The sequence below is a fragment of the Enterobacter sp. RHBSTW-00593 genome (assembly GCF_013784105.1).
In the GTDB taxonomy this organism is placed as follows: domain Bacteria; phylum Pseudomonadota; class Gammaproteobacteria; order Enterobacterales; family Enterobacteriaceae; genus Enterobacter; species Enterobacter ludwigii.
In genome coordinates this window covers 1509158-1532696 of sequence record NZ_CP056393.1, presented here as the reverse complement: position 1 = coordinate 1532696, position 23539 = coordinate 1509158, and the positions used below count along the sequence as shown (strand labels likewise).

Annotated in this window: 25 protein-coding genes; 8 read left to right on the top strand and 17 right to left on the bottom strand. The window is 54.9% G+C overall.

The features are described from left to right. Nucleotides 1-111: 111 nt before the first annotated feature. From iagB to gspC, 14 genes are all read right to left on the bottom strand, one after another. Nucleotides 112-552 (bottom strand): type III secretion system invasion protein IagB, encoded by a 441-nt coding sequence (gene iagB / locus HV242_RS07225; RefSeq protein ID WP_020884847.1) that lies wholly within the window; start codon nt 550-552, stop codon nt 112-114. Nucleotides 553-689: 137 nt separating this feature from the next. Further along, nucleotides 690-3425, bottom strand: coding sequence for a glycosyl hydrolase family 18 protein (locus HV242_RS07220; RefSeq protein WP_032681347.1), 2736 nt, complete (start codon nt 3423-3425; stop codon nt 690-692). Nucleotides 3426-3685: 260 nt separating this feature from the next. Further along, nucleotides 3686-4483: a prepilin peptidase gene (locus HV242_RS07215; RefSeq protein WP_063858324.1), complete on the bottom strand. Its 798-nt coding sequence runs from the start codon at nt 4481-4483 to the stop codon at nt 3686-3688. Continuing rightward, a complete protein-coding gene (gene gspM, locus HV242_RS07210; protein ID WP_063858325.1) occupies nt 4480-4965 on the bottom strand; it encodes a type II secretion system protein GspM in 486 nt (161 codons plus the stop codon). Before gspM ends, HV242_RS07215 begins: the two co-directional genes overlap by 4 nt. Further along, a complete protein-coding gene (gene gspL / locus HV242_RS07205; RefSeq protein WP_063858363.1) occupies nt 4962-6095 on the bottom strand; it encodes a type II secretion system protein GspL in 1134 nt (377 codons plus the stop codon). The genes gspM and gspL overlap by 4 nt, the downstream gene beginning before the upstream one ends. Nucleotides 6096-6110: 15 nt before the next feature. Continuing rightward, nucleotides 6111-7121, bottom strand: a complete 1011-nt coding sequence (gspK, locus tag HV242_RS07200) for a type II secretion system minor pseudopilin GspK (RefSeq protein WP_050736567.1) — start codon at nt 7119-7121, stop codon at nt 6111-6113. After that, nucleotides 7118-7741, bottom strand: coding sequence for a type II secretion system minor pseudopilin GspJ (gene gspJ / locus HV242_RS07195; protein WP_050736566.1), 624 nt, complete (start codon nt 7739-7741; stop codon nt 7118-7120). Before gspJ ends, gspK begins: the two co-directional genes overlap by 4 nt. Then, on the bottom strand, nt 7738-8118 hold the full coding sequence (gspI, locus tag HV242_RS07190; RefSeq protein WP_044868487.1) for a type II secretion system minor pseudopilin GspI: 381 nt from the start codon (nt 8116-8118) through the stop codon (nt 7738-7740). Before gspI ends, gspJ begins: the two co-directional genes overlap by 4 nt. Then, the gene (gspH, locus tag HV242_RS07185; RefSeq protein ID WP_014169335.1) at nt 8111-8596 is read right to left on the bottom strand and encodes a type II secretion system minor pseudopilin GspH; all 486 of its coding nucleotides are present in this window, start codon (nt 8594-8596) and stop codon (nt 8111-8113) included. Before gspH ends, gspI begins: the two co-directional genes overlap by 8 nt. Further along, nucleotides 8596-9045: a type II secretion system major pseudopilin GspG gene (gene gspG / locus HV242_RS07180; RefSeq protein ID WP_014169334.1), complete on the bottom strand. Its 450-nt coding sequence runs from the start codon at nt 9043-9045 to the stop codon at nt 8596-8598. Before gspG ends, gspH begins: the two co-directional genes overlap by 1 nt. Before the next feature lie 3 nt (nt 9046-9048). Then, a complete protein-coding gene (gene gspF / locus HV242_RS07175; protein ID WP_032677772.1) occupies nt 9049-10257 on the bottom strand; it encodes a type II secretion system inner membrane protein GspF in 1209 nt (402 codons plus the stop codon). Further along, nucleotides 10257-11735: a type II secretion system ATPase GspE gene (gspE, locus tag HV242_RS07170; RefSeq protein ID WP_050736565.1), complete on the bottom strand. Its 1479-nt coding sequence runs from the start codon at nt 11733-11735 to the stop codon at nt 10257-10259. The genes gspF and gspE overlap by 1 nt, the downstream gene beginning before the upstream one ends. A 14-nt stretch (nt 11736-11749) precedes the next feature. Further along, the gene (gene gspD, locus HV242_RS07165) at nt 11750-13666 is read right to left on the bottom strand and encodes a type II secretion system secretin GspD (protein WP_063858327.1); all 1917 of its coding nucleotides are present in this window, start codon (nt 13664-13666) and stop codon (nt 11750-11752) included. A gap of 13 nt (nt 13667-13679) precedes the next feature. Then, a complete protein-coding gene (gene gspC, locus HV242_RS07160) occupies nt 13680-14411 on the bottom strand; it encodes a type II secretion system protein GspC (protein WP_063858364.1) in 732 nt (243 codons plus the stop codon). Between the two features lie 300 nt (nt 14412-14711). Here gspC and HV242_RS07155 point away from each other — a divergent pair, with 300 nt between their 5' ends. Together HV242_RS07155 and HV242_RS07150 are read left to right on the top strand one after the other, a co-directional pair. Continuing rightward, nucleotides 14712-16274: an ExeA family protein gene (locus tag HV242_RS07155; protein ID WP_063858332.1), complete on the top strand. Its 1563-nt coding sequence runs from the start codon at nt 14712-14714 to the stop codon at nt 16272-16274. Further along, complete coding sequence (locus tag HV242_RS07150) at nt 16274-16870, top strand: hypothetical protein (RefSeq protein WP_047955284.1); 597 nt, start codon at nt 16274-16276, stop codon at nt 16868-16870. The genes HV242_RS07155 and HV242_RS07150 overlap by 1 nt, the downstream gene beginning before the upstream one ends. On the opposite strand, the gene HV242_RS07145 is transcribed toward HV242_RS07150, so the two are convergent. From HV242_RS07145 to HV242_RS07135, 3 genes are all read right to left on the bottom strand, one after another. Beyond that, nucleotides 16871-17494 (bottom strand): helix-turn-helix domain-containing protein, encoded by a 624-nt coding sequence (locus HV242_RS07145; protein WP_020884862.1) that lies wholly within the window; start codon nt 17492-17494, stop codon nt 16871-16873. Nucleotides 17495-17762: 268 nt separating this feature from the next. Next, entirely contained in the window at nt 17763-18593 is an 831-nt protein-coding gene (locus HV242_RS07140) for an N-acetylmuramoyl-L-alanine amidase (protein WP_155027321.1), read from the bottom strand. Next, nucleotides 18590-18913: a heavy metal-binding domain-containing protein gene (locus tag HV242_RS07135; RefSeq protein ID WP_006174327.1), complete on the bottom strand. Its 324-nt coding sequence runs from the start codon at nt 18911-18913 to the stop codon at nt 18590-18592. The genes HV242_RS07140 and HV242_RS07135 overlap by 4 nt, the downstream gene beginning before the upstream one ends. Nucleotides 18914-19010: 97 nt before the next feature. Between HV242_RS07135 and HV242_RS07130 the strand changes: the two genes are divergently transcribed. The 6 genes from HV242_RS07130 to artJ all read left to right on the top strand — a co-directional run bounded on the left by HV242_RS07130 (nt 19011) and on the right by artJ (nt 23536). Beyond that, nucleotides 19011-19529, top strand: coding sequence for a lipoprotein (locus tag HV242_RS07130; RefSeq protein ID WP_014169325.1), 519 nt, complete (start codon nt 19011-19013; stop codon nt 19527-19529). Nucleotides 19530-19755: 226 nt separating this feature from the next. After that, the gene (artP, locus tag HV242_RS07125; protein WP_014169324.1) at nt 19756-20484 is read left to right on the top strand and encodes an arginine ABC transporter ATP-binding protein ArtP; all 729 of its coding nucleotides are present in this window, start codon (nt 19756-19758) and stop codon (nt 20482-20484) included. Nucleotides 20485-20504: 20 nt separating this feature from the next. After that, nucleotides 20505-21236: an arginine ABC transporter substrate-binding protein ArtI gene (gene artI, locus HV242_RS07120; RefSeq protein ID WP_020884864.1), complete on the top strand. Its 732-nt coding sequence runs from the start codon at nt 20505-20507 to the stop codon at nt 21234-21236. Nucleotides 21237-21242: 6 nt separating this feature from the next. Beyond that, on the top strand, nt 21243-21959 hold the full coding sequence (gene artQ, locus HV242_RS07115; protein WP_014169322.1) for an arginine ABC transporter permease ArtQ: 717 nt from the start codon (nt 21243-21245) through the stop codon (nt 21957-21959). Beyond that, nucleotides 21959-22627, top strand: coding sequence for an arginine ABC transporter permease ArtM (artM, locus tag HV242_RS07110; RefSeq protein WP_025204592.1), 669 nt, complete (start codon nt 21959-21961; stop codon nt 22625-22627). The genes artQ and artM overlap by 1 nt, the downstream gene beginning before the upstream one ends. A 177-nt stretch (nt 22628-22804) precedes the next feature. Continuing rightward, the gene (artJ, locus tag HV242_RS07105; protein ID WP_040017023.1) at nt 22805-23536 is read left to right on the top strand and encodes an arginine ABC transporter substrate-binding protein ArtJ; all 732 of its coding nucleotides are present in this window, start codon (nt 22805-22807) and stop codon (nt 23534-23536) included. Nucleotides 23537-23539 lie beyond the last annotated feature (3 nt).

The following is a 23539-nucleotide window of genomic DNA, read 5'->3' as shown; positions in this document are numbered from 1 at the left end:
ATGCAATCACGGTTTATGTATTATTCCCTTAATAAATAAACCAAAGAGTGCGGTAATTTTTCATTTTCTGAAGCGCACCTCTGGGTACGCTTCAAAAAACAAAAAGCAGAATTAATAAGAGGAACGAGGTTTTATCTCCTGATATTTCGCCCAGACCTTGCGGGCATAATTCATACGCTTTGAATAATTCTCTTTTTTCACTCCCGCGTTATAAGCCCCGACGGCTTCCCAGTTATAGCCATATACGTTGATCATCGTCGACAGTATTGACGCGCCCACCATAATGGAGGTGCAGGGCTCGGTCACAAGCCGGTTCTCATCAATGCCCTGGCGCTGCAGTTCGCTGAAATGCGTGCTGTTAATCTGCATTAATCCCACATCCCGCGAGCCATCCTGATTCCACCCCACGGCATTCGGATTCATACCGGATTCCACCTGCGCAATGGCATATAATAAATACGGATCGACATGATAATAATGCGCCGCTTTATCCCAGCAATTTGCTGCCGCACTCTGACTTAAAATAAGCAATAACAATAAAAAGCGTTTCATCTCATTACCTGTTTATTTACTGACGATCCTTCTCCTTGCGCACGCTGTCTTATTCCGGAAGGGGTTGACCACACCCGAAACGGGGTGTGGTCAACGATTGCAGGCGATATCAAACCCGCAACCTCAGGCTAAGAAGGTTATTTGCAGTCTGCTGACGCGCCTTCTTTCACCCATACATCGCTGTTACCTGGTTTATCACCACGGGTCCACCATTTCGCACGGTAGACATACCCCTGGTAGGTGGTCGTATCGCCACCGTTGTAAACCACATCTGAACGCCAGTTCATTTTCACCTGGCTGACCAGCTCCCACGCATCCGCGTCAAAGCCAGGTTTATTGCCCTGTGTCCAGTACTTCGCTTTCCACACCAGGTTGTCGGCGCTCACGGTGTCACCACTGTTGTAAATTTTGCTCGCACTCCAGGCCGGGTACTGGCTGGCATTGGCATCAACAGGTGCATCACAACTGCCGGTGGCAGAGCCTTCATCAGAAGGTGGCGTGACCTCATCGGCAGGTGGTGTCACCTCGTCAGATGGCGGCGTGACCTCATCGGCTGGTGGTGTTACCTCGTCAGATGGCGGCGTGACCTCATCGGCTGCTTTTGGCGTGACAATAACCTGCACGTTCGATTGAACGCTGGTTTTACCGTCGCTGACCACCACGCTCAGGGTGTAGGTGGAATCGGAAGCAACAGCCGGTGCGGTGATATTCACGTTCGCGGTGTCAGTACCGGTTGCGTTCATGTCCGCCGGCACGCTCCAGGCATAGGTCAGCGCGTCACCATCCGGATCGGCCGCCTGCGCATGCAGGGCATAGGTTTCACCCGCCTGCAGCGTGATGCTTTCCATCGGGTTGACCACCGGTGCCTGGTTCGCTTTAGGTGCTTTGTTCACGACCTGAACATCAATGGCGTTCGTCAGGCCTTTCGCATCTTTCACCGTCAGGCGGAAAGAGAGCGTCTGGTTCTGAGTCACTGCCGCCGCGCCGAAGGAGGCTTTGGCTTTCGTGCTGTTGGTAAGGGTCACGGCTGGACCGGAAATCTGGGTCCACTTATAGGTAATGGCGTCGCCGTCCGGATCGCCAGACGCAGAGCCATCGAGGGTGACGGTAACAGGCCCGGTCACGGTCTGGTCGGCAGCCGCAGCGATCGGCGCATGGTTGGTGACAACGGGATCAACCGGCGTTGAACCGCCGCCCAACAGGCTTTCGTTCATCGCATTGAGGATGTCGCCATTGTCCGAGTCGATGGACCAGGAGAACAGACCGCCCAGGTTTTTCGCCAGCACATACTTACCTTTTGCCGTGGTAGAACGCGCGTCTTCATAGGTAATCAGATCGCCGGTGGCTTTATTGAACAGATACGGCGCTTCTGCCGCGGCATCGTATTTGTATTCCCAGCCTGGCTTGCCTTTGTACTCGTTCGCAATCTGACGGTAGTCAACCACGCCCGGTTCCCAGGTGCCTTTGACCGCGCCCGTTGCCGTACCGGTGAACGGATTGTCGCCGGTGTAACCATGAACGCCGGTCCAGCCGCGACCGTACATGCCCGCCCCCACAACAATCTTGCCCGGCTGCACGCCCTGCTCCAGCAGCGCGTTCACGCCGTTTTCAGTGGTGTAGTTGGTGTCCGGTTTCCACTCCGCGCCGTGCAACGCCGCCTGGTGGCCGAGATCAGTATTGCTCCAGCCGCCGTAGAAGTCGTAGCTCATCAGGAAGATGTGGTCGAGATACTGCTGCGCCGTGGTGTAATCCACGTCTTCAATTTTGTCTTTACCGGAACCAATGGCGGTGGTCAGTTCGTACGTACGGCCCGTTTCTGCTGACAGCTCGTTCAGCATCGCGCGCAGATCGTGCATCACCGCGGTATAGGTGGCTTTGTCCTGAGCAGGGTTGCCAAGATTTTCCGACACGCCACCACCCCCCGGGAATTCCCAGTCAATATCAACCCCGTCGAAGAATTTCCAGGTTTTCAGGAACTCTTTCACGGAAGAGACGAAGCGCGCGCGGATCGCTGAATCATGCATCTGGAAGAACGGATCGGACATCGTCCAGCCGCCAATGGAAGGCAGCACTTTCAGATCCGGATGGGCTTTTTTCAGCGCCATCAACTGACCAAAGTTACCTTTGTAGGGGTCGTCCCAGTTGGTCACGCCAGCCTGCGGTTTTTGCAATGCCGCCCACGGATCGTGAATGGCCACGGTGTAATCCTGACGGCCCGCACAGGCGCGCTGCAGCGCGGCGAAGCTGTTGCCGTTCTCAACCGTTTTTAACCCGTCGTTGATGCCATCACCACCACAGATCGGAATGAAACCGTACAAAATGTGGTTCAGGTTCGCCGCAGGGATTTTATCCACCGGGAACTCACGCCCATAGACGCCCCACTCAGGGAAATAGGCACCCACCACTTTGTCCGTATGTTGAGAGAAAGTTTTATTATTTTCCTTCAGGGTGGTGTTCAGCGGCAGCAGATGGCTCCCGTCCGTGTCCGCCACGATGATCAGTTTGCTGGCACTTTTAGAACACCCGCTGGCGTTACAGAGTTCAACCTGCTCCTGATAGCGTCCGCCCTTTTTCACTTTGAAGGTGGCTGATCCGGAGGCGCTTGCGGCGCCACTCCACACGGCCTGACCATCCAGAAGCACTTTCGCCGAGGTTGGCGCATCGCCGCTCCAGACGTTCCACTCAACTTTCACATCCGCGCCATCATGGACTTTCACAAGGCTGTTATAGTCTTGCGCTGCCTGGTCAACTTCAACAATCGCAAACTTATCATTGCCACTGCTGAGGGTTGGCGTACCTGGCGCCGCCGCGAAGGCAGAGCTGGACGCCGCTGCAACGAAAAGCGCCAGATATTTAGGCTTCATAAATTTCATTTTTATTTCCTGATAAATTTATTTGTAAACGTTAATGACCCATGTCTTCCTTTAAAACATGGAATAGTTTTTTACAGACTTTGAATTTCAACTTAAGCAATAATCGTTAACCGCTATTTCTGTGGCGCGCTGTATTCCTCCATTAAAAGATACAAGCTCGAATTCTGTGAAGCTTATGTCTTTAACGATACGCTGAATAAATATTGTATTCCTTTCATTCCCCAATCGAAAAAATCACTAAAAAAACTTGACCGGTGTATTCAGAATGTGGAACAGGCAACCTGATAAACAAAAACCGTCATGCCGGCAAAAGCTAAATAAGGACCGAAAGAAATAATGCGGTTATTTTTGTTCGCATGTGTTGTCGCGAAATATCCGACAATACCGCTTAACGCGGCAATCAATTCCAGGGTGGGCAGTGCCTGCAAGCCGCACCAGGCGCCTAACGCCGCCAGAAGTTTAAAATCGCCATAGCCTAATCCTTCTCGTCCGGTAAGCAGACGAAATGCCCAGTAGAGAGACCAGAGCGAAAGGTAGCCAGCCACCGCCCCCACCAGCGCATCCTTAAGCGGCAGCGTGTGGTCAACGAGGTGTAACAACAGTCCTGCCCACAGCAACGGCTGGGTCAGACAGTCAGGGAGCAGCTGATGCTGCCAGTCAATCATCGCCAGCGGCAGCAGAAACGCGGCCAGCAACCACAGTGAGAACAACGCCGGTTCGCCCGGAATGCACAAGGCGGTGAGGCCAAAAAAGAGCGCGGTGACGATTTCGAGCATCAATAAGCGCAGCGGGATGGCCGTGCCGCACTGCCTGCAGCGCCCGCGCAATACTAGCCAGCTGACCAGCGGGATATTCTCCCAGGCCGCAAGATCATGCTGGCACACCGGGCAGTGAGAGGCCGGAAACAGCAAGTTGCCCGCGCCTTCCTCCTCCATCACCATGCCCGGCACGCGCTCGGCGACAACCCCCAGAAAACTGCCCACCATGCTGCCCAGGATCGCACTCATCACCGGGAACCCCACCGGGTAGATTTCCCGCATCAGCGCAACGGTGTTCATGCGGTTTTGCGCCAGGTGAGCTGCACTTCGGCTTTCACGTCACTGAGGTGATCGACCGGTATAAGGTTCATTTTTTGCAGCCTGACGCCGGAGGTCTGGTTGATTTCCCGCAGCCAGTTTTTTAATTCATACACGTTTACGCGGTTCACCACGAACGATAAGGTTTGCCCGTCCTGACGCACCTCCGTCAGGGAAAGGTTAATTTCATGAGCGCTGTTCTCCACCACCGTGCGCGGGTTATCCGTTTTAATGATCATCACCGGAAGGTGGTGTTTATCTATTTCTCTGCGCATCCAGTTCAGCGTCTCTTTTTGTCGGGTCAGCGTTGATTTGCTATTTTGAATCATATTATCCAGTGGCATCATGCCCGCGTAATAAACAGCCGCGGCCAGGAGGGCAACGGCACCGGTTTTGAAAATATATTTCTCCCGGATGCTGTATTGTTGATAACGCGACGTAAGCTTCGTGATTCGCTCTTTCATTTATATTTCCCTGCGATCATGGCGGTATAAGGTGCAGTGGTAGAAACAGGCTGTAGGGTGAAATCAAAATGCTCCCCTGTTTTCTCCACAAACGACTGCAGCGCGGCCTGGCTTTGCGCACTGACGCTCAGGGTCAGCGCATTTTGTTGCGCATCGTACTCAAGCAGGGAGATCTCAAGTGCGGGTACGGCCTGCCTGGCTTGCTCAAGATCATCCAGCTGCAGGAATATCCCTTTGTGCTGCTTTTTCATGTTTTGACCAAAGTGGTATTTGATATTGGTCTGCTGGCGCATGCTGGGAAAATGGTGCTGATAAACCTGAACGATCTCCTGCTGAACCTGATTTTCCTGCTGTACCAGCATCCAGGCCATCGCGATCCGCGGGCCCAGCAACAGCCCGAGAGACAGCAGGCCCGCCGCCGCCATCGCGATTTTTATTCCTTTAGACGCGCTGCCTTTCCCTGCCTTCGGGCTGAATTCACCGTGCAGGAGGGTGACACGACAGGATTGCCACTGAGGCTGGATCAACACCAGCGGATGCTGCCACGGGTGCAGAAGATCCACCCCGACACCGGCTGGCGGTTCGCCGTAACAGCACACGTCACCGTCTGGGGTTTTTTGCATCAGCAGCGGCAGCAGGCTGGCCTCCATTTCGCTGGCGACATGGGGCGACAGGCGCAGCCAGTAGCGGTCATCCAGGGCAACCAGCGTGCTTCCTCCTGCCGTCACCGGCAGCAGCCAGGCATCCGGCAGCGCCTGAATCACCTTCAAACCGGCCTCCTGGCAACGGGCTAACCACCCGCGCAGAACATCGGTATCAATCGCCACCGCGTCAACGTTGGCCCCCTTTTTGTGAAGCACCGTCCAGTGAAGGTTGTCCACCTCGCCAATGAGCGTCTCTTCCGCCAGCCACGAGAACGCCGCCGTCTGAGAGGCAACTTTTTTCGGCAACGTAAAATGACGGAAGATCATGTTGCCCGCAGGCAACAGTAAACAGACCCGGGCCGCGAGAGGATGGTCTGCCAGCGCGTCAAGGCGCTCCACAACGTCAACCTGCTGGCTGCCGGAAGCACACCACATTATTTTCCCGCCCTCACGGCTGTCGGGACGAACAAAAAGTACCTGTTTCATAGCCATCTGCTTTTCTTATTCAATCATTCGGTAACGACGTTGCCACGTCACGATCTCACCGGCTTCGTTATTGACCTGAAGCTGGCTTACCACGCGAAGCGTTAGCGCATCGGTGTTGCCGGTATAGTTAACGCGGAAGTACCGGCTTTGGGTGGAGAGTTGTCCGGCCACCTGCGGAAGGTCGTCTTTCACCTGCGGGAAGGCCTGCTCCAGCGCGTTGCTGAAGGTTTCCATATTTTCCCAGCCGGTTTCAGGACGCGATTCAATCAGGCGAACGGCATCGTCTTGCGTTATTTTTCCGGGGAACATGGCGGCCAGTAAGGCGGCCTGTTCCGGTTTCAGGGTGTTCACATCCACCTTGCTGGCGGTATCCGGTAAGGCACACAGCAGCGTGCTCACCTTCCGGTATGCCGTTGCCGGAAATGCCGGCAGCAGCGTGATCTCAGCGATCGTGCGCATCATCTGGTTTGCGGGCTGCCGGGGGGGCACCACGCCCGCCCAGGCATCGCTCTCCGCCCCCTCGCTGGCCGTGGTGGTATCGCCATCCAGATAGTCCACCAGCTGCGAGTAAACCTCGTGCGCTGTGGACTGGCTGAGGCCACTCCCGGTCAGGAGTTGCTCAACAATCTGCTCTTTTCGCGGTTTTTCCGGCACCGCGGGCGCATTTTGCCCCTGCGCGATGTCATCGGCCGCCAGCAGGTTATTCACGTTGAAGCAGTCCTGGGCGTCTTCCACCTGGCTGACCACCGTGTAATCGTCACCCCGGGTCTCCAGCGGCTGATGCCAGTCACCCTGCAGGGTAAGAGCTTTACTCTCACCGCTGGCGTCGCTCTGCAGACGATCTTTGACCACCTTCTCCTGAGCCTGCATGGCCCAGCGCAGCTGCTGCTGACTCACCTGGTAATGGGTTTTCTGCAGATTGCGGCAGAACTGCTGGCTGATTCTGGCAGCCAGCGCCGACATCATGACCAGCAGGATCAGTACCACCAGCAGCGCGACGCCTTTCTGTTTACGTAAAGCCTTCATGATGTCGCTTCCGCTGCAGGTGGCGCGGCAGGTGCGTCTGCGGGCGCTGGCGCGGCGGCCTCGGGGATATCGCCCGGCGTCGTAAACACCCAGCGCCAGGTTTCCCCGTTTTCCATCGTCAGCGTCAGCTCGACGCCATCCGGCAGATGTGCCGGGTCGTTCCAGCTTTTTTGCCAGCCCTGACGGTAAAAACGCCACTGCAGGGATTTCACCTCGCCAACGATCGGCACCGCATCGGGTCTGGCATCCGCCGGGCTGTCAATCACCGGCCAGACATCCCGGTACAGTCGCCCCTCTTCCAGCCGCCAGCGCACGTGCTCCAGCTGTACGGTTCCGCTCACGCCGTTCAGCGTGGTCAGCTCAAGGCCGTCATCCCCCTGACGAAATGTATCCGGCTCGTTGCGCGGCGCACGCGCCTGAAGCTGATAGAAATCGCGCTCCATCAGGCTCCAGGCACGCTGAAGCTGATTGAGCTTTGCCGCGCTGGCCTCCGTCGCCGAACTGGTGCGCATCGCCCCGTCGAGGATTTGCCAGGCCAGGGTGCTGATCACCGCAAAAATGGTCAGCGCAATCATGATCTCCAGCAGGGTAAATCCCCGCTGGCGTCGGATTTTCTTCACGGTTCCTCTCCCGGCGCGATAACCTGCAGTGAAATAACCGGCTGGCTTTCATCGCCTTCTGCATAGACGCGGATGGCATTCGCCCAGCCGTTAGACGCGGTTTTTACGCGCTGCTTTCGCCAGGCCCAGCTGCGCCCGCCCATGACCTCTGCCCCCTGCGCTTCAGCGTCAGGAAAATCACGTCTGTTGAGCTGCGCCTCCGCCAGTTGATTTTCGGCGACCCAGCTGGCCTGCAATGTATCGGCCAGCCCGTGGGTGAAACGCACGTTCAGGGAGACCGAGTTCATCAGCGCCAGTGCGGCGGTGGAGAAGATGACCAGCGCGACCATCACCTCCAGCAGCGTCATCCCCTTTTGCTTTCTCTTGCCGTTAGCCATCGTTTTCTACCGTTACAGGGGCCGCGCCTTGCGACACCACGCGGAAATGGTGCGCGTTGTCGCGGCTTTGCAGCGCCAGCGTAAAGCGGCTGATTTCACCGTCCGGCAGAAATAACACCTGCGGTTCGGATGTCACCGTGGCGGCGAGACGCTGCGGCGTGAGCGAGACGTGCATCTCCGGCGGGAAATCACCCCGGGTCGTTATCCGCCCCGCGGATAACGACACCCAGTGACGTTCACCGTTTTTATCCTCGAGCGTCACCAGCCGGTATTTATCCGCGGTCATAACCAACCCCACGATATTTCCGTCCATCACTGCCCGGTCTGAACCATAATCAACGAGGGCTTTTAATTGCTGACCAAATATATCCGCACCGCTGCGTGAGGGTATTGTTGAAACCACCATCATGGCGCAGCTGGCAAATATCACCAGCGCCAGAATAATTTCCAGCAACGTAAAGCCGCGTTGACGTTTCATTATTTCTCTTTCTTATCCAGAGACCAGTTTGTAATATCATCGGCGGTATTGGCTTCGCCATCCGGACCTGCGGAGAAAACGTCTACGGCACCGTGTTCACCCGGGCTGACCAGAATATAATCCCCGCCCCACGGGTCCTGCGGCAGGCGGCGGATATAACCGTCCGCACGGTAGCCGTTGGGAATGGGCGCAATCTCTGGCTTCGTGACCAGCGCCTGCAAGCCCTGCTCGGTGGTGGGATAGCGGTGATTATCCAGCTTATACATATCCAGCGAGCCTTCGAGCGCGACGATATCGCTGGTCGCTTTTTGGGTATCCGCTTTTTCTTTATTACCCATTAAATTGGGTACCACCATACTCGCGAGTACGCCGAGAATAACAATAACCACCATTAATTCGAGCAAGGTGAAGCCCGCCTGGCGAGCCAGGTGTTTACGTTTTATAGCCATGATTTAACCTACCATATTATTAAGTTGCAGAAGCGGTTGTAATATTGACAGGACGATGAATAAAACAATCGTCGCCATAGATACCACCAGTGCCGGTTCAAATACCGACAACGTTAACGTAATACGATGCTGTAATGCCGATTCCTGGTTTTCCGCCGCGCGGTCCATTAAATGGCCTAATTCCCCACTCTCTTCCCCGGAGGCAATCATATACAGCATGGTCGGCGGGAATAATTTCGCCTGCTCCAGAGCCGCATAAAGCGATGCACCCTGGCGCACGGTATCCGCCGCCTGCTCCAGCACCTGCCGGGCATACCGGTTTTCGATCCCGTCCATCGCGATATACATCCCCTCCAGCAGCGGCACGCTACTGGCCTGCAAAATGCTCAGGGTACGGATATAGCGGGCGCTGTTGATGGCGCAGACCAGCTTTTTGACGGGCGAGCCGTTCACCAGCCAGCCGTGCCAGCGAAAACGATTTTTAGCGTTTCGAAGCCAGGCCTTAAAACCCATCATCCCGCCTGCCAGACTGCCGACGATATAGAGGCCGTAAACCTGCAGGAAATCACTCACCGCGATCAGCGTGCGGGTGGTGATCGGCAGTTGCTGTTTCATATGGGTGAACTGCTCAATCACCTGGGGCACAACCGCCACCAGCAAAATGCCGATCACCGCGATGGCCACCACGGTCAGGGTGATCGGGTAGACCATCGCCTGCGTCAGTTTGCTTTTCATCTTCTGACGCTGCTCGTTGTACTCGGCCAGCTTTTCCAGCACGTCGCCCAGATGGCCGGTCTTTTCACCGGCCATTACCAGCGTGCAGTAGAGCTTGTCGAAGCTGCGCGGAAACTGGCTGAAAGCCTCAAACAGCGTATGCCCTTCCACCACCTTCTCGCGGATGTCCACTACCATCGCCGCGAGCTTTTTGTCCTCCGTCTGTTTCGCGATTGCCTTCAGCGCGCTCTCCAGCGGCAGCGCAGCGTTGACGAGCGTCGACAGCTGACGGGTAAACATCGACAGCACCGGCGTGGAGAGTTTTGCCCCGGCGTTCGCATTACCGGCAGCCGCAACCTCACGGGTTTCGTTGATGCTGACGGGCATCAGCTTTTGCTCGCGCAACATCTGGCGGACCTGCTTTTGCCCCTCAGCCTGCAATGTGCCACGCCGGGTTTTGCCCGCGGTATCCCTCGCCGTCCAGGCGTAGAAGGCCATTACGCATCTCCTCCGCGCTCGGCGGTGACGCGCATCACCTCTTCCAGCGAAGTGACGCCACCGATCACCTTCAGCAGCCCGTTCTCACGCAGGCTATAGGCCTGCTTAAAGAGTTCGGTTTCGATGGCCATTTCGTCTTTATCTTCATGAATGGCGCGGCGCAGGGTGCTGTCGACCACCAGAAACTCATGAATACCGGCGCGCCCCTGATAGCCGCTCTGGCGACAGTGTTCGCACCCCACCGCGCGATAAATCGCGTGTGGCGGCTGGTCCATAAAGCTGAACAGCGCCTTTTCATTGTCATCCAGCGGACTGGTGGTACGGCAGTGCGGACACAGCCGACGCACCAGACGCTGGGCAATGACCCCCAGTAACGATGAACCGATTAAAAACGACTCCAGCCCCATATCCCGCAGGCGGGTTATCGCCCCGGCGGCGCTGTTGGTGTGCAGCGTAGACATGACCAGGTGACCGGTGAGCGACGCCTGCACCGCAATTTGTGCCGTCTCGGCGTCACGGATTTCGCCGATCATCACCACGTCCGGGTCCTGGCGCAGAATTGCGCGCAGCCCGCGGGCAAAGGTCATGTCCACGCGCGGGTTAACCTGCGTCTGCCCCACCCCTTCCAGCTCGTATTCAATAGGATCTTCTACGGTCAGGATGTTGCGCTCAAGGCCGTTCAGCGCCGAGAGAATCGCGTACAGGGTGGTACTTTTACCGGAACCCGTTGGCCCGGTGACCAGGATAATGCCGTGCGGGCGGTCAATCAGCCCTTGTAACTTCTCCCGTTCTTCATCAATCAGCCCAAGCTTGTTGATATCAGGCTTGAGATTGCTTTTATCGAGCAGACGCATGACCACGCGTTCACCATACTGGGACGGAATGGTCGATACGCGCACGTCGACCGCCTTACGGCCAATGCGCAGGGAAATACGGCCATCCTGCGGCAGACGTTTCTCCGCGATATCCAGCCGGGACATCACCTTGATACGCGAAACCAGCAGCGGCGCGAGCTTACGCGCGGGCTGCAACACCGGACGCAACACGCCGTCGACGCGAAAGCGAATGCTCAGCGTACGCTCGAAGGTTTCAATATGAATATCCGACGCGCCCTCTTTTACCGCCTCGCCGAGAATGGCGTTGATCAGGCGGATCACCGGCGAGTTTTCATCGTTATCGAGCAGATCTTCGTTGTCCGGGATCTCCTCGGTTAACGCCATCAGATCGATATCGGCGTCCATATCGTCCACCAGTTGCTGGGACACCCCGCTGCTCTGCTGCCAGATCCTGGCCAGCATTTCATCGAAGGCTTCCGCCGTCAGGGTGACCGGGACAAACGCGCGTCCCAGCACCCGACGCACTTCCAGCAGCGCTAGCGCGGGGGTGTCATCACGGATATAGACCGCATCGTGATAAAATAAAACGCCGTTATCTTTTGCGTAGCCGCTGCTACACAGGGTTTTGCTCAGTTCGTCCACGTGATACCTCCGCCTTACTCTTTAAACGGATTGCGGGACGCGCTGGTTTTCACCGTTGCAGCACTCGCAGCAGGGAATGCGGGTAACACGGCGTTATCCGCCGGTTCAATGATCCCGAGCTTTTTCTCCTCAACGCGCTGCTGCTGGCGGGCGCGGATCTGGTCATATTTCTCTTTCGACGCCGCGCTGTAGTTGTCGTCGTCACGCAGCACGGTGGTATGAATAAAGACCATCAGGTTGCGTTTGGACGCGTCCTGCGAGGTGTAGCGGAAAAGCTGCCCGACCAGTGGAATATCCCCCAGCAGCGGCACTTTGGAGACCGACTGCTTAGTGACATTCTCCATCAGGCCACCGAGCACCACCGTTTGCCCGCTGTGCACCATCACTTCGTTATTGATGGTTCGGGTATTAAAGGTTGGGCCAAGGCTGGCATCTTCCGTTGCGCTGTTGTCGACGCTTGAGACTTCCTGCTCAATCTTCAGGTGGATCATGTCGCCGTCGTTGATTTGCGGCACAATTTTCAGTTTGGTCCCCACCGTCTTGCGCTCTACGGAGTTAAAGACATTATCGCCACTGGTGGTCTGCGAACCGGAAAGCACCGGCACGTCCTGACCGACATTAAATGACGCCTCTTTGTTATCCAGCGTGACCACGCTTGGCGTGGAAAGGATGTCGTTTTTGCCGTCGGTTGAAAGCGCGGTCATCAACGCACCGAAATCACCGTTAAAGAAGCCGGTCGCCAGGCCAGTAAAGCTGGCACCCTTGATGGTGCCATTTTTTATCTGACTAATGGGCAGGCCGGTGGAGCCGAACTGGACGCCACCGTGCTTGCCAGTCCACTGCACGCCGAGATCCAGACCGTTGCCGTCCTGCACTTCAGCAATGATGGCTTCCACCAGCACCTGCGGACGGCGGATGTCGAGCTTGTCGATCACCTTCTCAAGGGAGTTCATCACGTTAGGCTGCGCTGTGATCACCAGCGAGTTGGTTGACTCATCGGCGGTAATATTCAGATCGGTTGCCGCGGTGGCGGTTTTCGTCTTCGCGGTGCCGGCTTTGTCTTTCAGCTGTTCGCCAATACCGGTGAGCACCGGAACCACTTTGGTTGCGCTGGCGTACTTGAGATAGAAGACGCGGGTATTCCCCTCGTTGTTCTGCTCGCGATCTAACTCATGGATCAGGCTGCGGGTACGCGTGCGCGCATCTTCCGAACCGCTGATCACCAGGCTGTTGGTTTCGTCATCCGCCACCACTTTGGTGGCCAACTGCGGCGCGTTCTGCCCTTTCTGCTCTTCGTTGTTGAGATTATTCAACATGTCGGAGAGCGCTTTGGCGGAAGCAAAGCGCAGGGGGACGATTTCGCGACGCTGAACACCGTCTTTATCCACGCGCTGGACCAGATCCACCAGCCGGTTCACCACGGACGCTTTACCGGTTAACAGCAGCACGTTGGAAGGCTCGAAGTGCACCACGTTGCCGATGCCGGTGGCATCGTTCAGTTGACGCAACAGCGGCGCGAGCTCACGCACCGGCACGTTTTCCATGCGCACGACACGGGTAATAATCTCATCGCCTTTGCCCGGGTTTGTACTGTCTGCCAGCGGCGCACCGGCGGTGCGGGCCACGCTTGAGCGCACCACTTTAACCATGCCGTTATCCATCGGGATCACCGAGAGGCCGTAGAGATCCAGCACGCTCAGGAAGAACTGGTAATACTCATCCTCCGTCAGCACGTTGTAGGTTCTGACGGATACAGAGCCCTGAACCGACGGGTCGACGAGAATGGTTTTGTTAAGGTTGCGGCCTACCGTATCGATAAACTCGCGGATATCGGTATTTTTAAAACTCGCGCTAAAGTTGGCTGCGAGCAGCGAACCCGAATATAACGACAATGCGGTCAGCGCCACGCACGCCCATGGAAATTTCTTCATGTCTGTACACTTATTAATTGTTAAGAACATTGACCCGAATATTTTCAAGGTGAGCGTGACGTCTGACGACAACCTCCGCTTCTTTCATTTTTGACCATTCAGCAATAATATTTTTTGCCTTTACTTCATCGGTCATATCGACAGCATTCACTTCGACTGCCACATCCCCTTTTTTCAGTCCTGAATGGCTATAAAAGGAAGAGGCATTCCGGGGATTAATGGCATAGCCTTCCAGTTGGCCTTTTTCGACAACCGGTTTTAATACCAGATAATCATTCAGATGCAGCATGTCTGCGCCTGCATCTTTTGTCGATTTGGTTACCGGGCCGCTATCAACGCCGCCCTTGAAATAATCCGGTTTCTTTAAGGCCAGCGTCTGCGTGATGCCTTCATAATTCACGACGACACTGTCTTTGTTAATTTCCTGAATAAAGGCATCGTTAAAACCGGTCAGCGGCTCCCCTTCGCGGTAGCTCTTCTGGCCCGCGGGCGTTTTAATAACAGCGAAGGAAAGCCAGGGGGCATCACTGCGCACAATGCCTTCTATTTCCGCCGCCAGCGGGGCTTTTAGCGCAGCCGGCCCAGTGTCCTGACGTGCTGCCGCCGTGAAAAGGGTGAAGATTTTCTCTTCGCGGCGGTTTTTCAGCGGCTGCGCATCAGAGTTAGCCAACCTATTCGTAACCTTTTTATAATCTTTAAACGTGAAATACCCTTGCTGGCCGCTAAAAATTAACAGCGCCAACATCATGCAAGGGGTTATCCACCGTGACAGAAATGAGAACCTCATTTTTCATCTGGCCTTTAACAAAGCGAAAATAAGCAGCATCACGCTGCGACAAAACGTGTGAAGAGAGTAATGAGACGCGGTGAATACGACCATCGACTTCGCCACCAACTTTAATAAAGAAAATTATTGACCGTCTAAAATCGAGGTGTTAGGACATTTCTGCCGGATATTTTTACCCAGTTGAAAAATTGATCGCCCCGTCTCCTTACCGTAATTTCACGACCTGTTGCTATTCCTAATCAGAGACGGTAAGTCGTTATGTATCAGAGCCACTTTACTTTTAAAACCCCGCCCTTCAGGAAGGTCACCCGCTTATCCGGGGATTTTCTGGTGCCTTATCATCAGGACGTCTTTAACCTGCTGAAAGAGAAAACCCAACAGGCGGGATTATGCGGGCTCTTTAGCGACGATACCTCGCTGTTGGGCCAGTTCAGCGATGCGCTGAAAAACAGCGACAACCGCGTTCTTGCCATCAACGCGTTTCCAAAACTGAGCGCCAGTAGCCTGCTGTACAAGCTCAGCCCGGACACGAAAGCGATCGCCAGCCGTATTCAGGCGGTCGATACCGTGCTGCAGCAGTGGCAGGCAGGGAAAACTCAGGCCACCGTGCTGGTCATTTCCCATACTGAAGCCATGAAAGAGACCTGCCGGACGGTGCTGGGGATGTTGCTCACCCGCGCGCAGGAGCTGGGGTTTCATTTATCGGTGGTGCTGACGGGCGCGGAAAATCAGGCGGCGCGGCTACAGCAATCTGATCTGCGTGAATATGTGCATACCCACCACACCTTGCGCCCCCTGACCTGCCGTGAATATCTCAGCTACGTGCAGGCGCAGTGCGAAGAGCACGGGGGCGAAAGCTCGCCGTTATCCCCGGCACGCGTGCGTAAGATGCACGCAATGACAAAAGGGAAAATCAGTGAACTGAATGCGCTGGCGCACCTGTCGATGCTCGCGGCCTGGACCGAACGCGCAAGCCAGGTCAGTCCGCGACATTTACGCCTGGCGGCCGCAGAGGTGCTGCCCGCGAAAAAACAGGGTAAGCGTCTGGCAACGGTTTCACTGTTTGCCTCTGTGCTGTTCGCGGCTTGCGGCTGGTATTTCACCGCCTCAATGACTGCTCGCCTCCCGGTTTCTCTGCCGGTCCCGATAAGCTGGAAACACCCGGCCGCCCCCGTTCAGGCCCCCGTCGTGCCGGTTATCGACAAGGAAATAGTCAATCAGCCGGACGCGATGCATCAGCTTTATCTGATGTGGGGGTATGACGCCTCGGCGGACGATGCGCTGTGTCAAAACGCGGTGAAGGTAAACCTGATGTGTAAGCAGGGAAATGCCTCTCCGGATGCGCTGGCAGGCGAAGGTTATCCGTGGGTGAGCGAGCTCAAAACCGGCAATCATCTTAACTATGCGGTGGTCGCCCGCGTCGGAGAAACCTCGATGGACTTACTGATGAATAACCGGACCTGGCAGGTCAGTCGTAACTGGTTTAACCAACATGCAACCGGAAACTATACGCAACTGCACCGCCTGACGCCGGAAGGTAAAGACGCCATCAGCGCAACCAGTGACGGCAAAGAGATGACCTGGCTTGATCAGCAGCTAAGCCAGGCCCTTTCTCAACCTGAAACCCACGCTCAGCGCTGGACTGCGGAGATGATGAAACGCACCCGCGCGTTCCAGCAAAAAATGCATCTGCATGTGGACGGTATTCCCGGCGAAGAGACATTGATGCAGTTAATGCGGGAAACCAACACCACGCCGAGCGTATTGATCCAGGCTTCGCATGCAATACCGGATGCGAAAATGCAGGAGAAGCATTCCTGATGTCTACTATCAGCCTTGCGGCTCAGCGCAGTTACACCACCGGGGAAGCGGTCTGGTTTTCATATCGTCTTCCCGGACTGAGACACGTTTTTGCCCACACCGTTTTAGGACTCCTGGGTCTGTGCGCCATGCTGATGGCCGGGTTGTACGCGCATGTGTATTGGGATCTGCGCCACCCTGCACCCGCCCCCATCAACGCGAGCAGCGCCAGACCGGAAACACAGCTTTCAGATATGCATTATGTGTATGTGAGCAAACCCTTCCCGCATCCGCACCCTAAACCTGCGCCGGTGCATGAGGATATGCCTGCCCTGCAGGATCTGCCGATTAACGGCGATGATACCGACTGGCAGCAGGCGCCTGAAGGAGCGGCTCAGCACGATACCGCGCGGGATACGTTACCCGGTACCGGGGCACACACCGACGCTTCTGCACGGGCTGGCAGCGACAGTTCCTCATTAACAGAATTGTTTAAGCAGGCGTTAAAAGAACAAGAGCAGGATTATTCGCAAGGCAAAATTCCCGCGCCGCCGGTTGACGAAACGCAGGATATTTCCCGGTCCCCTTTACGTCATAAAGGAGACCGGCTGGAGTAATTAATATTTTTCAGGCAAGGATGTCAGGTTAAGGAGTCGCCCCTTTTCCACCACAATATACTGACCTTTTTTCAGGTCGGAGAGAATTTTAATAATGGTACTGCGTGCCAGGTTGGTGTATTCCTGAATATAGTCATATATATTGATATCACGCTGATGCTGAACAATCAGTTCATTAATCTCGTATAAAAATTCGCGCACTACCGAATAGGCGCTGCGGGCAACCAGCACATCGTCACGCTTGCTCAGCATACAAATATACCAGGAGAGCACTTTCGTCAGTTCCGGCCACAGATTGTTTTCAGTCATTAGCTGGGCGAAGTCCTCTTTTTTTATCGAGCGCACGACGGTATTTGACCGAATGAGGCCATACATGTGCGTGGCGCTGTAAAACATAGAACAAAGCCCAAATATACACGGCCCCTGAACGGTGAACATGCACAGTTCATCAGATTCGCGGCGGAACTCAACGTCGCCACTGACGATAATATGAATATACTGTGAATCACTGGTAGATATTTTCTGCCACTTTTTTAACGTCTTCTCTTCAAATCCTGACGTTGCAGAAATAATTGCGTTGACTTCGTTTTGCGGACGTAATTTTTTACCGTAGATGCTTAACATTATTATACCCAATTTAAGATGTGAAATATAAAACTCAGGATTAAGACGTAAGGCCTCAACCCAGGAATATTTTCCTGATGAAACACTCAAGGAGAAAATAAAAGTAGAAATTGTTTACGTTAATTTGCTGCTTTACTTAGCAAGCTATGTGTCCATCTTAAATCCGGATAATTTTAAGTCAATTAACTAAAAATGAATTGAGTTTGTACTTAAGATTAATCTTACTTAAATTACGCGAAAAATACTTACGAGGGGGTATCCCGCAGGATCACCCCTGTCCGTACTTTTCCAGAAGCGCTTCAGCGATGGCCAGCGTTTCACGGTCAGCCACACCATTCCACAGCTGTGGACGGAAGTGCATTTGAAACGAGTTAATCACTCTTTTCTGCTGCTGGGCTGTGGCAGCCTCCGGCACTTCATAGCCATACCGCGCTAACAGATCGAGCAGCAGTGCGCTGTCCACTTCCTGATAGCGTGGCTGCCCATTGAGATAAAAGTTGACGCGGTCCGGATCGGGCCAGGCACCAATTCCCTGCTGCGCCAGTTCGCGCCAGGGGAACAGCGGGCCGGGATCGTCTTTACGCTGGGGGGCAATATCAGAGTGCGCGACGACGTTCTGCGGCTTAATGTCGTAGCGGGCGATAATGTCTTTGGCGAGCGGGATCAGAGCCGCAATTTGCGCCGGCTCGAACGGGGTGAAATGTTTTACTCCCGCCGTTTTTAGCCAGCCCCGGTTTTCCAGCTCAATCCCCACGGAGGTGTCATTAATACGGTTAGTGCCGCGCCAGAAGCTGATGCCGGCATGCCATGCCAGTTCGCTCTCCGGCACCAGCTGCCAGATACGCGGTTTGCCCTCAGGGGTAGGCGGTTTGGCGGGGATCAGGTAGTGAGAGCTGACATTCTTGTCGGTTAACGTCGCCAGCGAGCTGTCAAAGTCATCGGCGGTGTAGTGGATCACCAGCACCTTTATACGCGGGTAAGCCGCCTGGGCCTGATGGCGGGTATCCAGCTCATAGGCACCTTTATCAATAATGCCTTTTTCCGTGGCGCACCCTGCCAGCAACAGCGCCAGCAGGAGTGTGGCAAGCGAGCGCTTCATCGACGGGTTTTCACCGCCGTACCGCTTACGCTCACCATCAGCATGCTGGCATCTTTACCGACCGTTTCGTAGTCAATATCGATGCCTACCACGGCATCTGCACCCAGCGCCTTGGCCTGCTCGCCAAGCTCTTTAAACGCAATTTCGCGGGCTTTGCGCAGCTCTTTCTCATACGCGCCAGAACGTCCCCCCACGATATCGCGAATGCCGGCAAAGAAGTCCCGGAAAATGTTCGCGCCCAGTATGGCTTCGCCGGTGACCACGCCGCAGTACTCGGTAATAGGTTGCCCTTCCAGGGTAGGCGTTGTTGAAAACTGCATACTTTCTCTCCTTCTTTAGCGTTCAATGCCTTAGGTACAGCATTATCGGTTCGTTACGCTATGATTGAAAGGATAGTTAATAAATAAGGAAATCAACATGCGCTATTCAGCTTTAACACTTTTCGTGCCCTGCGCGCTGGTGCTCAGCGCCTGCACCACCACGGTCACGCCAGCCTTTAAGGATATTGGTACCCGCAGCGGCCCATGCATTGAGGGCGGCCCGGATACCGTGGCGCAACAGTTCTATGATTACCGCATACAGCACCGCAGCAATGATATTACCGCCCTGCGACCGTATCTGAGTGACGGCCTGGCGAAACTGCTGAGCGACGCCACCCGCGATCCGCAGCATAACGCGCTGCTTAAATCCGATCCGTTCTCCAGCCGCGCCACGCTGCCTGACAGCGCCGAGGTCACCAGTGCTTCAACGATCCCAAACACCGATGCGCGAAACATTCCCCTGCGCGTCAAACTGACCCAGGGAACCCAAACCTGGCAGGATGAAGTGCTGATGATCCGTGAAGGCCAGTGCTGGGCGGTGGACGACGTAAGGTACGTCGGTGGCAGCGTTCACGCCCCGGCAGGCACGCTCCGCCAGTCGATTGAAAACCGCTAAGCCTCCCGTTTAAAAAGCGTTAACCCCGTAAAATGTGCGGCATTTCATGCGGAATGCCGACATTTATACTCGCCGACATTGCCGTTCGCTATTTTGTGCTATGTTTAGAGGGTATTGCGGGTTATATTTAACTTTTAACGCAGAAATATTGCATAACTATTCTGTCAACGGTACTATCTGCGGCCTCAATTGCTATAGATTGCCTGGATGAGTAAAGACTGCCCCGATGAGTATTAAACTAAACGGCATTAACTGCTTCTACGGCGCACACCAGGCGCTGTTTGACATCACGCTGGACTGCCCGGAAGGCGAAACGCTGGTTTTGCTTGGCCCAAGCGGTGCAGGTAAAAGCTCCCTTCTGCGTGTCCTTAATCTGCTTGAAATGCCCCGTTCGGGTACGCTGGCTATCGCCGGTAACCATTTTGATTTCGCGAAAACACCGTCTGATAAAGCGATTCGTGAACTGCGTCAAAACGTTGGCATGGTCTTCCAGCAATACAATCTCTGGCCGCATCTGACCGTACTGCAAAACCTGATCGAAGCCCCGTGCCGCGTGCTGGGCTTAAGCAAAGATCAGGCGATCGCGCGTGCGGATAAGCTGCTGGAGCGTCTGCGCCTTAAGCCTTACAGCGACCGCTATCCGCTGCACCTGTCCGGTGGTCAGCAGCAACGTGTGGCGATTGCCCGTGCGCTGATGATGGAGCCTGCGGTACTGCTGTTTGATGAACCGACCGCGGCGCTGGATCCCGAAATTACCGCCCAGATCGTGAGCATCATTCGCGAGCTGGCGGAAACCCATATTACTCAGGTCATCGTAACCCATGAAGTGGAAGTGGCGCGCAAAACGGCCAGCCGCGTGGTCTACATGGAAAACGGGTATATCGTTGAGCAAGGTGATGCGAGCTGCTTCTCAAACCCGCAAACCGATGCGTTCAAAAACTATTTATCTCATTGATTGTGTCAGGGGAAATGATAATGAAAAAAGTATTACTTGCCGCGCTGCTCGCCAGCGTCACCCTTTCCGCTACCGCAGCCCAGACGATTCGTTTCGCGACTGAAGCGTCTTATCCTCCGTTTGAATCCATTGATGCGAACAATAAAATTGTCGGCTTTGACGTGGATCTGGCAAACGCCCTGTGTAAAGAGATCGACGCAACCTGTACCTTCAGCAACCAGGCGTTCGACAGCCTGATCCCAAGCCTGAAGTTCCGCCGTATCGACGCCGTTATGGCCGGAATGGATATCACCCCTGAGCGCGAAAAACAGGTTCTGTTCACCACCCCTTACTACGACAACTCTGCCCTGTTTATTGGTCAGAAAGGCAAATTCACGTCGGTTGATCAGCTGAAAGGCAAGAAAGTGGGCGTGCAGAACGGCACCACGCACCAGAAATTCATCATGGATAAACACCCGGAAATCACCACCGTTCCGTATGACAGCTACCAGAATGCGAAGCTGGATCTGCAGAACGGCCGTATTGATGGCGTGTTCGGCGACACCGCCGTGGTGACCGAGTGGCTGAAAGCCAACGATAAACTGGCACCAGTGGGCGATAAAGTGACCGACAAGGATTACTTCGGCACGGGTCTGGGTATTGCCGTTCGTCAGGGCAACACTGAGCTGCAGCAGAAATTCAACGCTGCGCTGGAAAAAGTGAAGAAAGACGGCACCTACGAAACCATCTACAAAAAATGGTTCCAGAAGTAATTCCTGATGAATGAAATTTTTCCTTTAGCAAGCGCCGCCGGGATGACCGTCGGCCTTGCCGTTTGCGCACTGATTATCGGCCTTGTGCTGGCGATGATCTTTGCGGTATGGGAATCAGCAAAATGGTTCCCTGTCGCATGGGCCGGCTCAGCGCTGGTCACCGTGCTGCGTGGGCTGCCTGAAATTCTGGTGGTCCTGTTTATCTATTTTGGCTCCTCGCAGCTGCTGTTAACGCTGTCGGACGGCTTCACCCTCAATCTGGGTGTGGTGCAGATCCCGGTGCAGATGCAGATTGAGAACTTTGACGTCAGCCCGTTCCTGTGCGGCGTGATTGCCCTCTCTCTGCTCTATTCCGCGTATGCTTCGCAAACCCTGCGCGGTGCGCTGAAAGCGGTTCCGCAGGGACAGTGGGAGTCTGGCCAGGCGTTAGGCTTGTCGAAATCGGCGATCTTCTTCCGTCTGGTGATGCCGCAGATGTGGCGTCATGCGCTGCCCGGGCTGGGTAACCAGTGGCTGGTGCTGCTGAAAGATACCGCGCTGGTAAGCCTGATCAGCGTGAACGATTTAATGCTGCAAACCAAAAGTATCGCGACCCGTACCCAGGAGCCGTTTACCTGGTACATCGTGGCGGCGGCTATCTACCTGGTGATCACGCTGGTGAGTCAGTACATCCTCAAGCGCATTGACCTGCGTGCGACGCGCTTTGAACGGAGACCAGGCTGATGCTTGACTATTTTCCGGAGCTGATGAAAGGGCTGCACACCAGCCTGACGCTGACCGTCGCATCGATCATCGTGGCGCTGATCCTGGCGTTGATCTTTACCATCGTCCTGACGCTAAAAACGCCGGTGCTGGTATGGATTGTGCGAGCCTACATAACCTTGTTCACCGGTACACCGCTGCTGGTGCAGATCTTCCTGATTTACTACGGCCCGGGCCAGTTCCCGTCGCTGCAGGAGTATCCGGTTATCTGGCACCTGCTTTCTGAGCCATGGCTGTGCGCCCTGATTGCCCTTTCGCTGAACAGTGCGGCCTATACCACGCAGCTCTTCTACGGGGCTATCCGTGCCATCCCGGAAGGGCAATGGCAGTCCTGTGGTGCGCTGGGCATGAGCAAGAAAGACACGCTGGCTATCTTGCTGCCGTACGCGTTTAAACGTGCGCTCTCCTCCTACTCCAACGAAGTGGTGCTGGTTTTCAAGAGTACGTCTCTGGCCTACACCATCACGCTGATGGAAGTCATGGGCCACGGGCAGCTGCTCTATGGACGCACCTATGACGTAATGGTGTTCGGTGCCGCGGGCGTGGTCTATCTGGTGGTGAACGGTTTGCTGACGCTGATGATGCGCCTTATCGAGCGTAAAGCGCTGGCGTTTGAGCGCCGTAATTAATCACAAATTTGCATAAACTTTATTGACGAAGACGGGCAAGTCTAACGACAGCCCGTCTTTTTTTATGGATTAAATAATATTTAATCATTTTTATTGAATATAAATTCATTAAATGGCATTGTATTTCCATGCCGCAGACACGGCGCATAAGACAGACTGACAGACGGGAGCATTACAATGAAAAAGTTAGTTCTGGCCGCTTTACTGGCCACTTTCGCCGCTGGCGCATCAGCTGCAGATAAAATCAACTTCGGCGTTTCGGCCACCTATCCGCCGTTTGAGTCGCTGGATGCCAGCAACCAGATTGTCGGTTTTGATATCGACCTCGCCAAAGCCCTGTGCAAACAGATGCAGGCCGACTGCACGTTCACTAACCATGCGTTTGACAGCCTGATCCCGTCGCTGAAATTCAAAAAATACGACGCGGTGATCTCCGGGATGGACATCACCCCAGAGCGTAGCAAGCAGGTCACCTTCACCGACCCGTACTACGCCAACTCGGCGGTGGTCATTGCGAAGAAAGGGGCTTATACATCCTTTGACCAGCTGAAAGGCAAACGCATTGGGATGGAAAACGGCACCACGCACCAGAAATACCTGCAGGACAAACATCCTGAAGTGAAAACCGTGGCCTATGACAGCTACCAGAATGCCATAATCGACCTGAAAAATGGCCGTATTGATGGTGTCTTCGGTGACACTGCGGTGGTGAACGAGTGGCTGAAAACCAACCCACAGCTCGGCACCGCGACCGAAAAAGTGACCGATCCACAGTACTTCGGTACGGGCCTGGGCATTGCGGTGCGTCCGGATAACAAAGCCCTGCTGGAAAAACTGAATGGCGCACTGAAAGCAATTAAAGCTGACGGCACGTACAAGAAAATCAGCGATCGGTGGTTCCCGCAATAATAG

Bases quoted from the DNA above. Each gene is read 5' to 3' on its own strand.
- iagB (WP_020884847.1), bottom strand. From the start codon at position 552: ATGAAACGCTTTTTATTGTTATTGCTTATTTTAAGTCAGAGTGCGGCA.
- HV242_RS07220 (WP_032681347.1), bottom strand. From the start codon at position 3,425: ATGAAATTTATGAAGCCTAAATATCTGGCGCTTTTCGTTGCAGCGGCG.
- HV242_RS07215 (WP_063858324.1), bottom strand. From the start codon at position 4,483: ATGAACACCGTTGCGCTGATGCGGGAAATCTACCCGGTGGGGTTCCCG.
- gspM (WP_063858325.1), bottom strand. From the start codon at position 4,965: ATGAAAGAGCGAATCACGAAGCTTACGTCGCGTTATCAACAATACAGC.
- gspL (WP_063858363.1), bottom strand. From the start codon at position 6,095: ATGAAACAGGTACTTTTTGTTCGTCCCGACAGCCGTGAGGGCGGGAAA.
- gspK (WP_050736567.1), bottom strand. From the start codon at position 7,121: ATGAAGGCTTTACGTAAACAGAAAGGCGTCGCGCTGCTGGTGGTACTG.
- gspI (WP_044868487.1), bottom strand. From the start codon at position 8,118: ATGGCTAACGGCAAGAGAAAGCAAAAGGGGATGACGCTGCTGGAGGTG.
- gspH (WP_014169335.1), bottom strand. From the start codon at position 8,596: ATGAAACGTCAACGCGGCTTTACGTTGCTGGAAATTATTCTGGCGCTG.
- gspG (WP_014169334.1), bottom strand. From the start codon at position 9,045: ATGGCTATAAAACGTAAACACCTGGCTCGCCAGGCGGGCTTCACCTTG.
- gspF (WP_032677772.1), bottom strand. From the start codon at position 10,257: ATGGCCTTCTACGCCTGGACGGCGAGGGATACCGCGGGCAAAACCCGG.
- gspD (WP_063858327.1), bottom strand. From the start codon at position 13,666: ATGAAGAAATTTCCATGGGCGTGCGTGGCGCTGACCGCATTGTCGTTA.
- gspC (WP_063858364.1), bottom strand. From the start codon at position 14,411: ATGTTGGCGCTGTTAATTTTTAGCGGCCAGCAAGGGTATTTCACGTTT.
- HV242_RS07155 (WP_063858332.1), top strand. From the start codon at position 14,712: ATGTATCAGAGCCACTTTACTTTTAAAACCCCGCCCTTCAGGAAGGTC.
- HV242_RS07150 (WP_047955284.1), top strand. From the start codon at position 16,274: ATGTCTACTATCAGCCTTGCGGCTCAGCGCAGTTACACCACCGGGGAA.
- HV242_RS07145 (WP_020884862.1), bottom strand. From the start codon at position 17,494: ATGTTAAGCATCTACGGTAAAAAATTACGTCCGCAAAACGAAGTCAAC.
- HV242_RS07140 (WP_155027321.1), bottom strand. From the start codon at position 18,593: ATGAAGCGCTCGCTTGCCACACTCCTGCTGGCGCTGTTGCTGGCAGGG.
- HV242_RS07135 (WP_006174327.1), bottom strand. From the start codon at position 18,913: ATGCAGTTTTCAACAACGCCTACCCTGGAAGGGCAACCTATTACCGAG.
- HV242_RS07130 (WP_014169325.1), top strand. From the start codon at position 19,011: ATGCGCTATTCAGCTTTAACACTTTTCGTGCCCTGCGCGCTGGTGCTC.
- artP (WP_014169324.1), top strand. From the start codon at position 19,756: ATGAGTATTAAACTAAACGGCATTAACTGCTTCTACGGCGCACACCAG.
- artI (WP_020884864.1), top strand. From the start codon at position 20,505: ATGAAAAAAGTATTACTTGCCGCGCTGCTCGCCAGCGTCACCCTTTCC.
- artQ (WP_014169322.1), top strand. From the start codon at position 21,243: ATGAATGAAATTTTTCCTTTAGCAAGCGCCGCCGGGATGACCGTCGGC.
- artM (WP_025204592.1), top strand. From the start codon at position 21,959: ATGCTTGACTATTTTCCGGAGCTGATGAAAGGGCTGCACACCAGCCTG.
- artJ (WP_040017023.1), top strand. From the start codon at position 22,805: ATGAAAAAGTTAGTTCTGGCCGCTTTACTGGCCACTTTCGCCGCTGGC.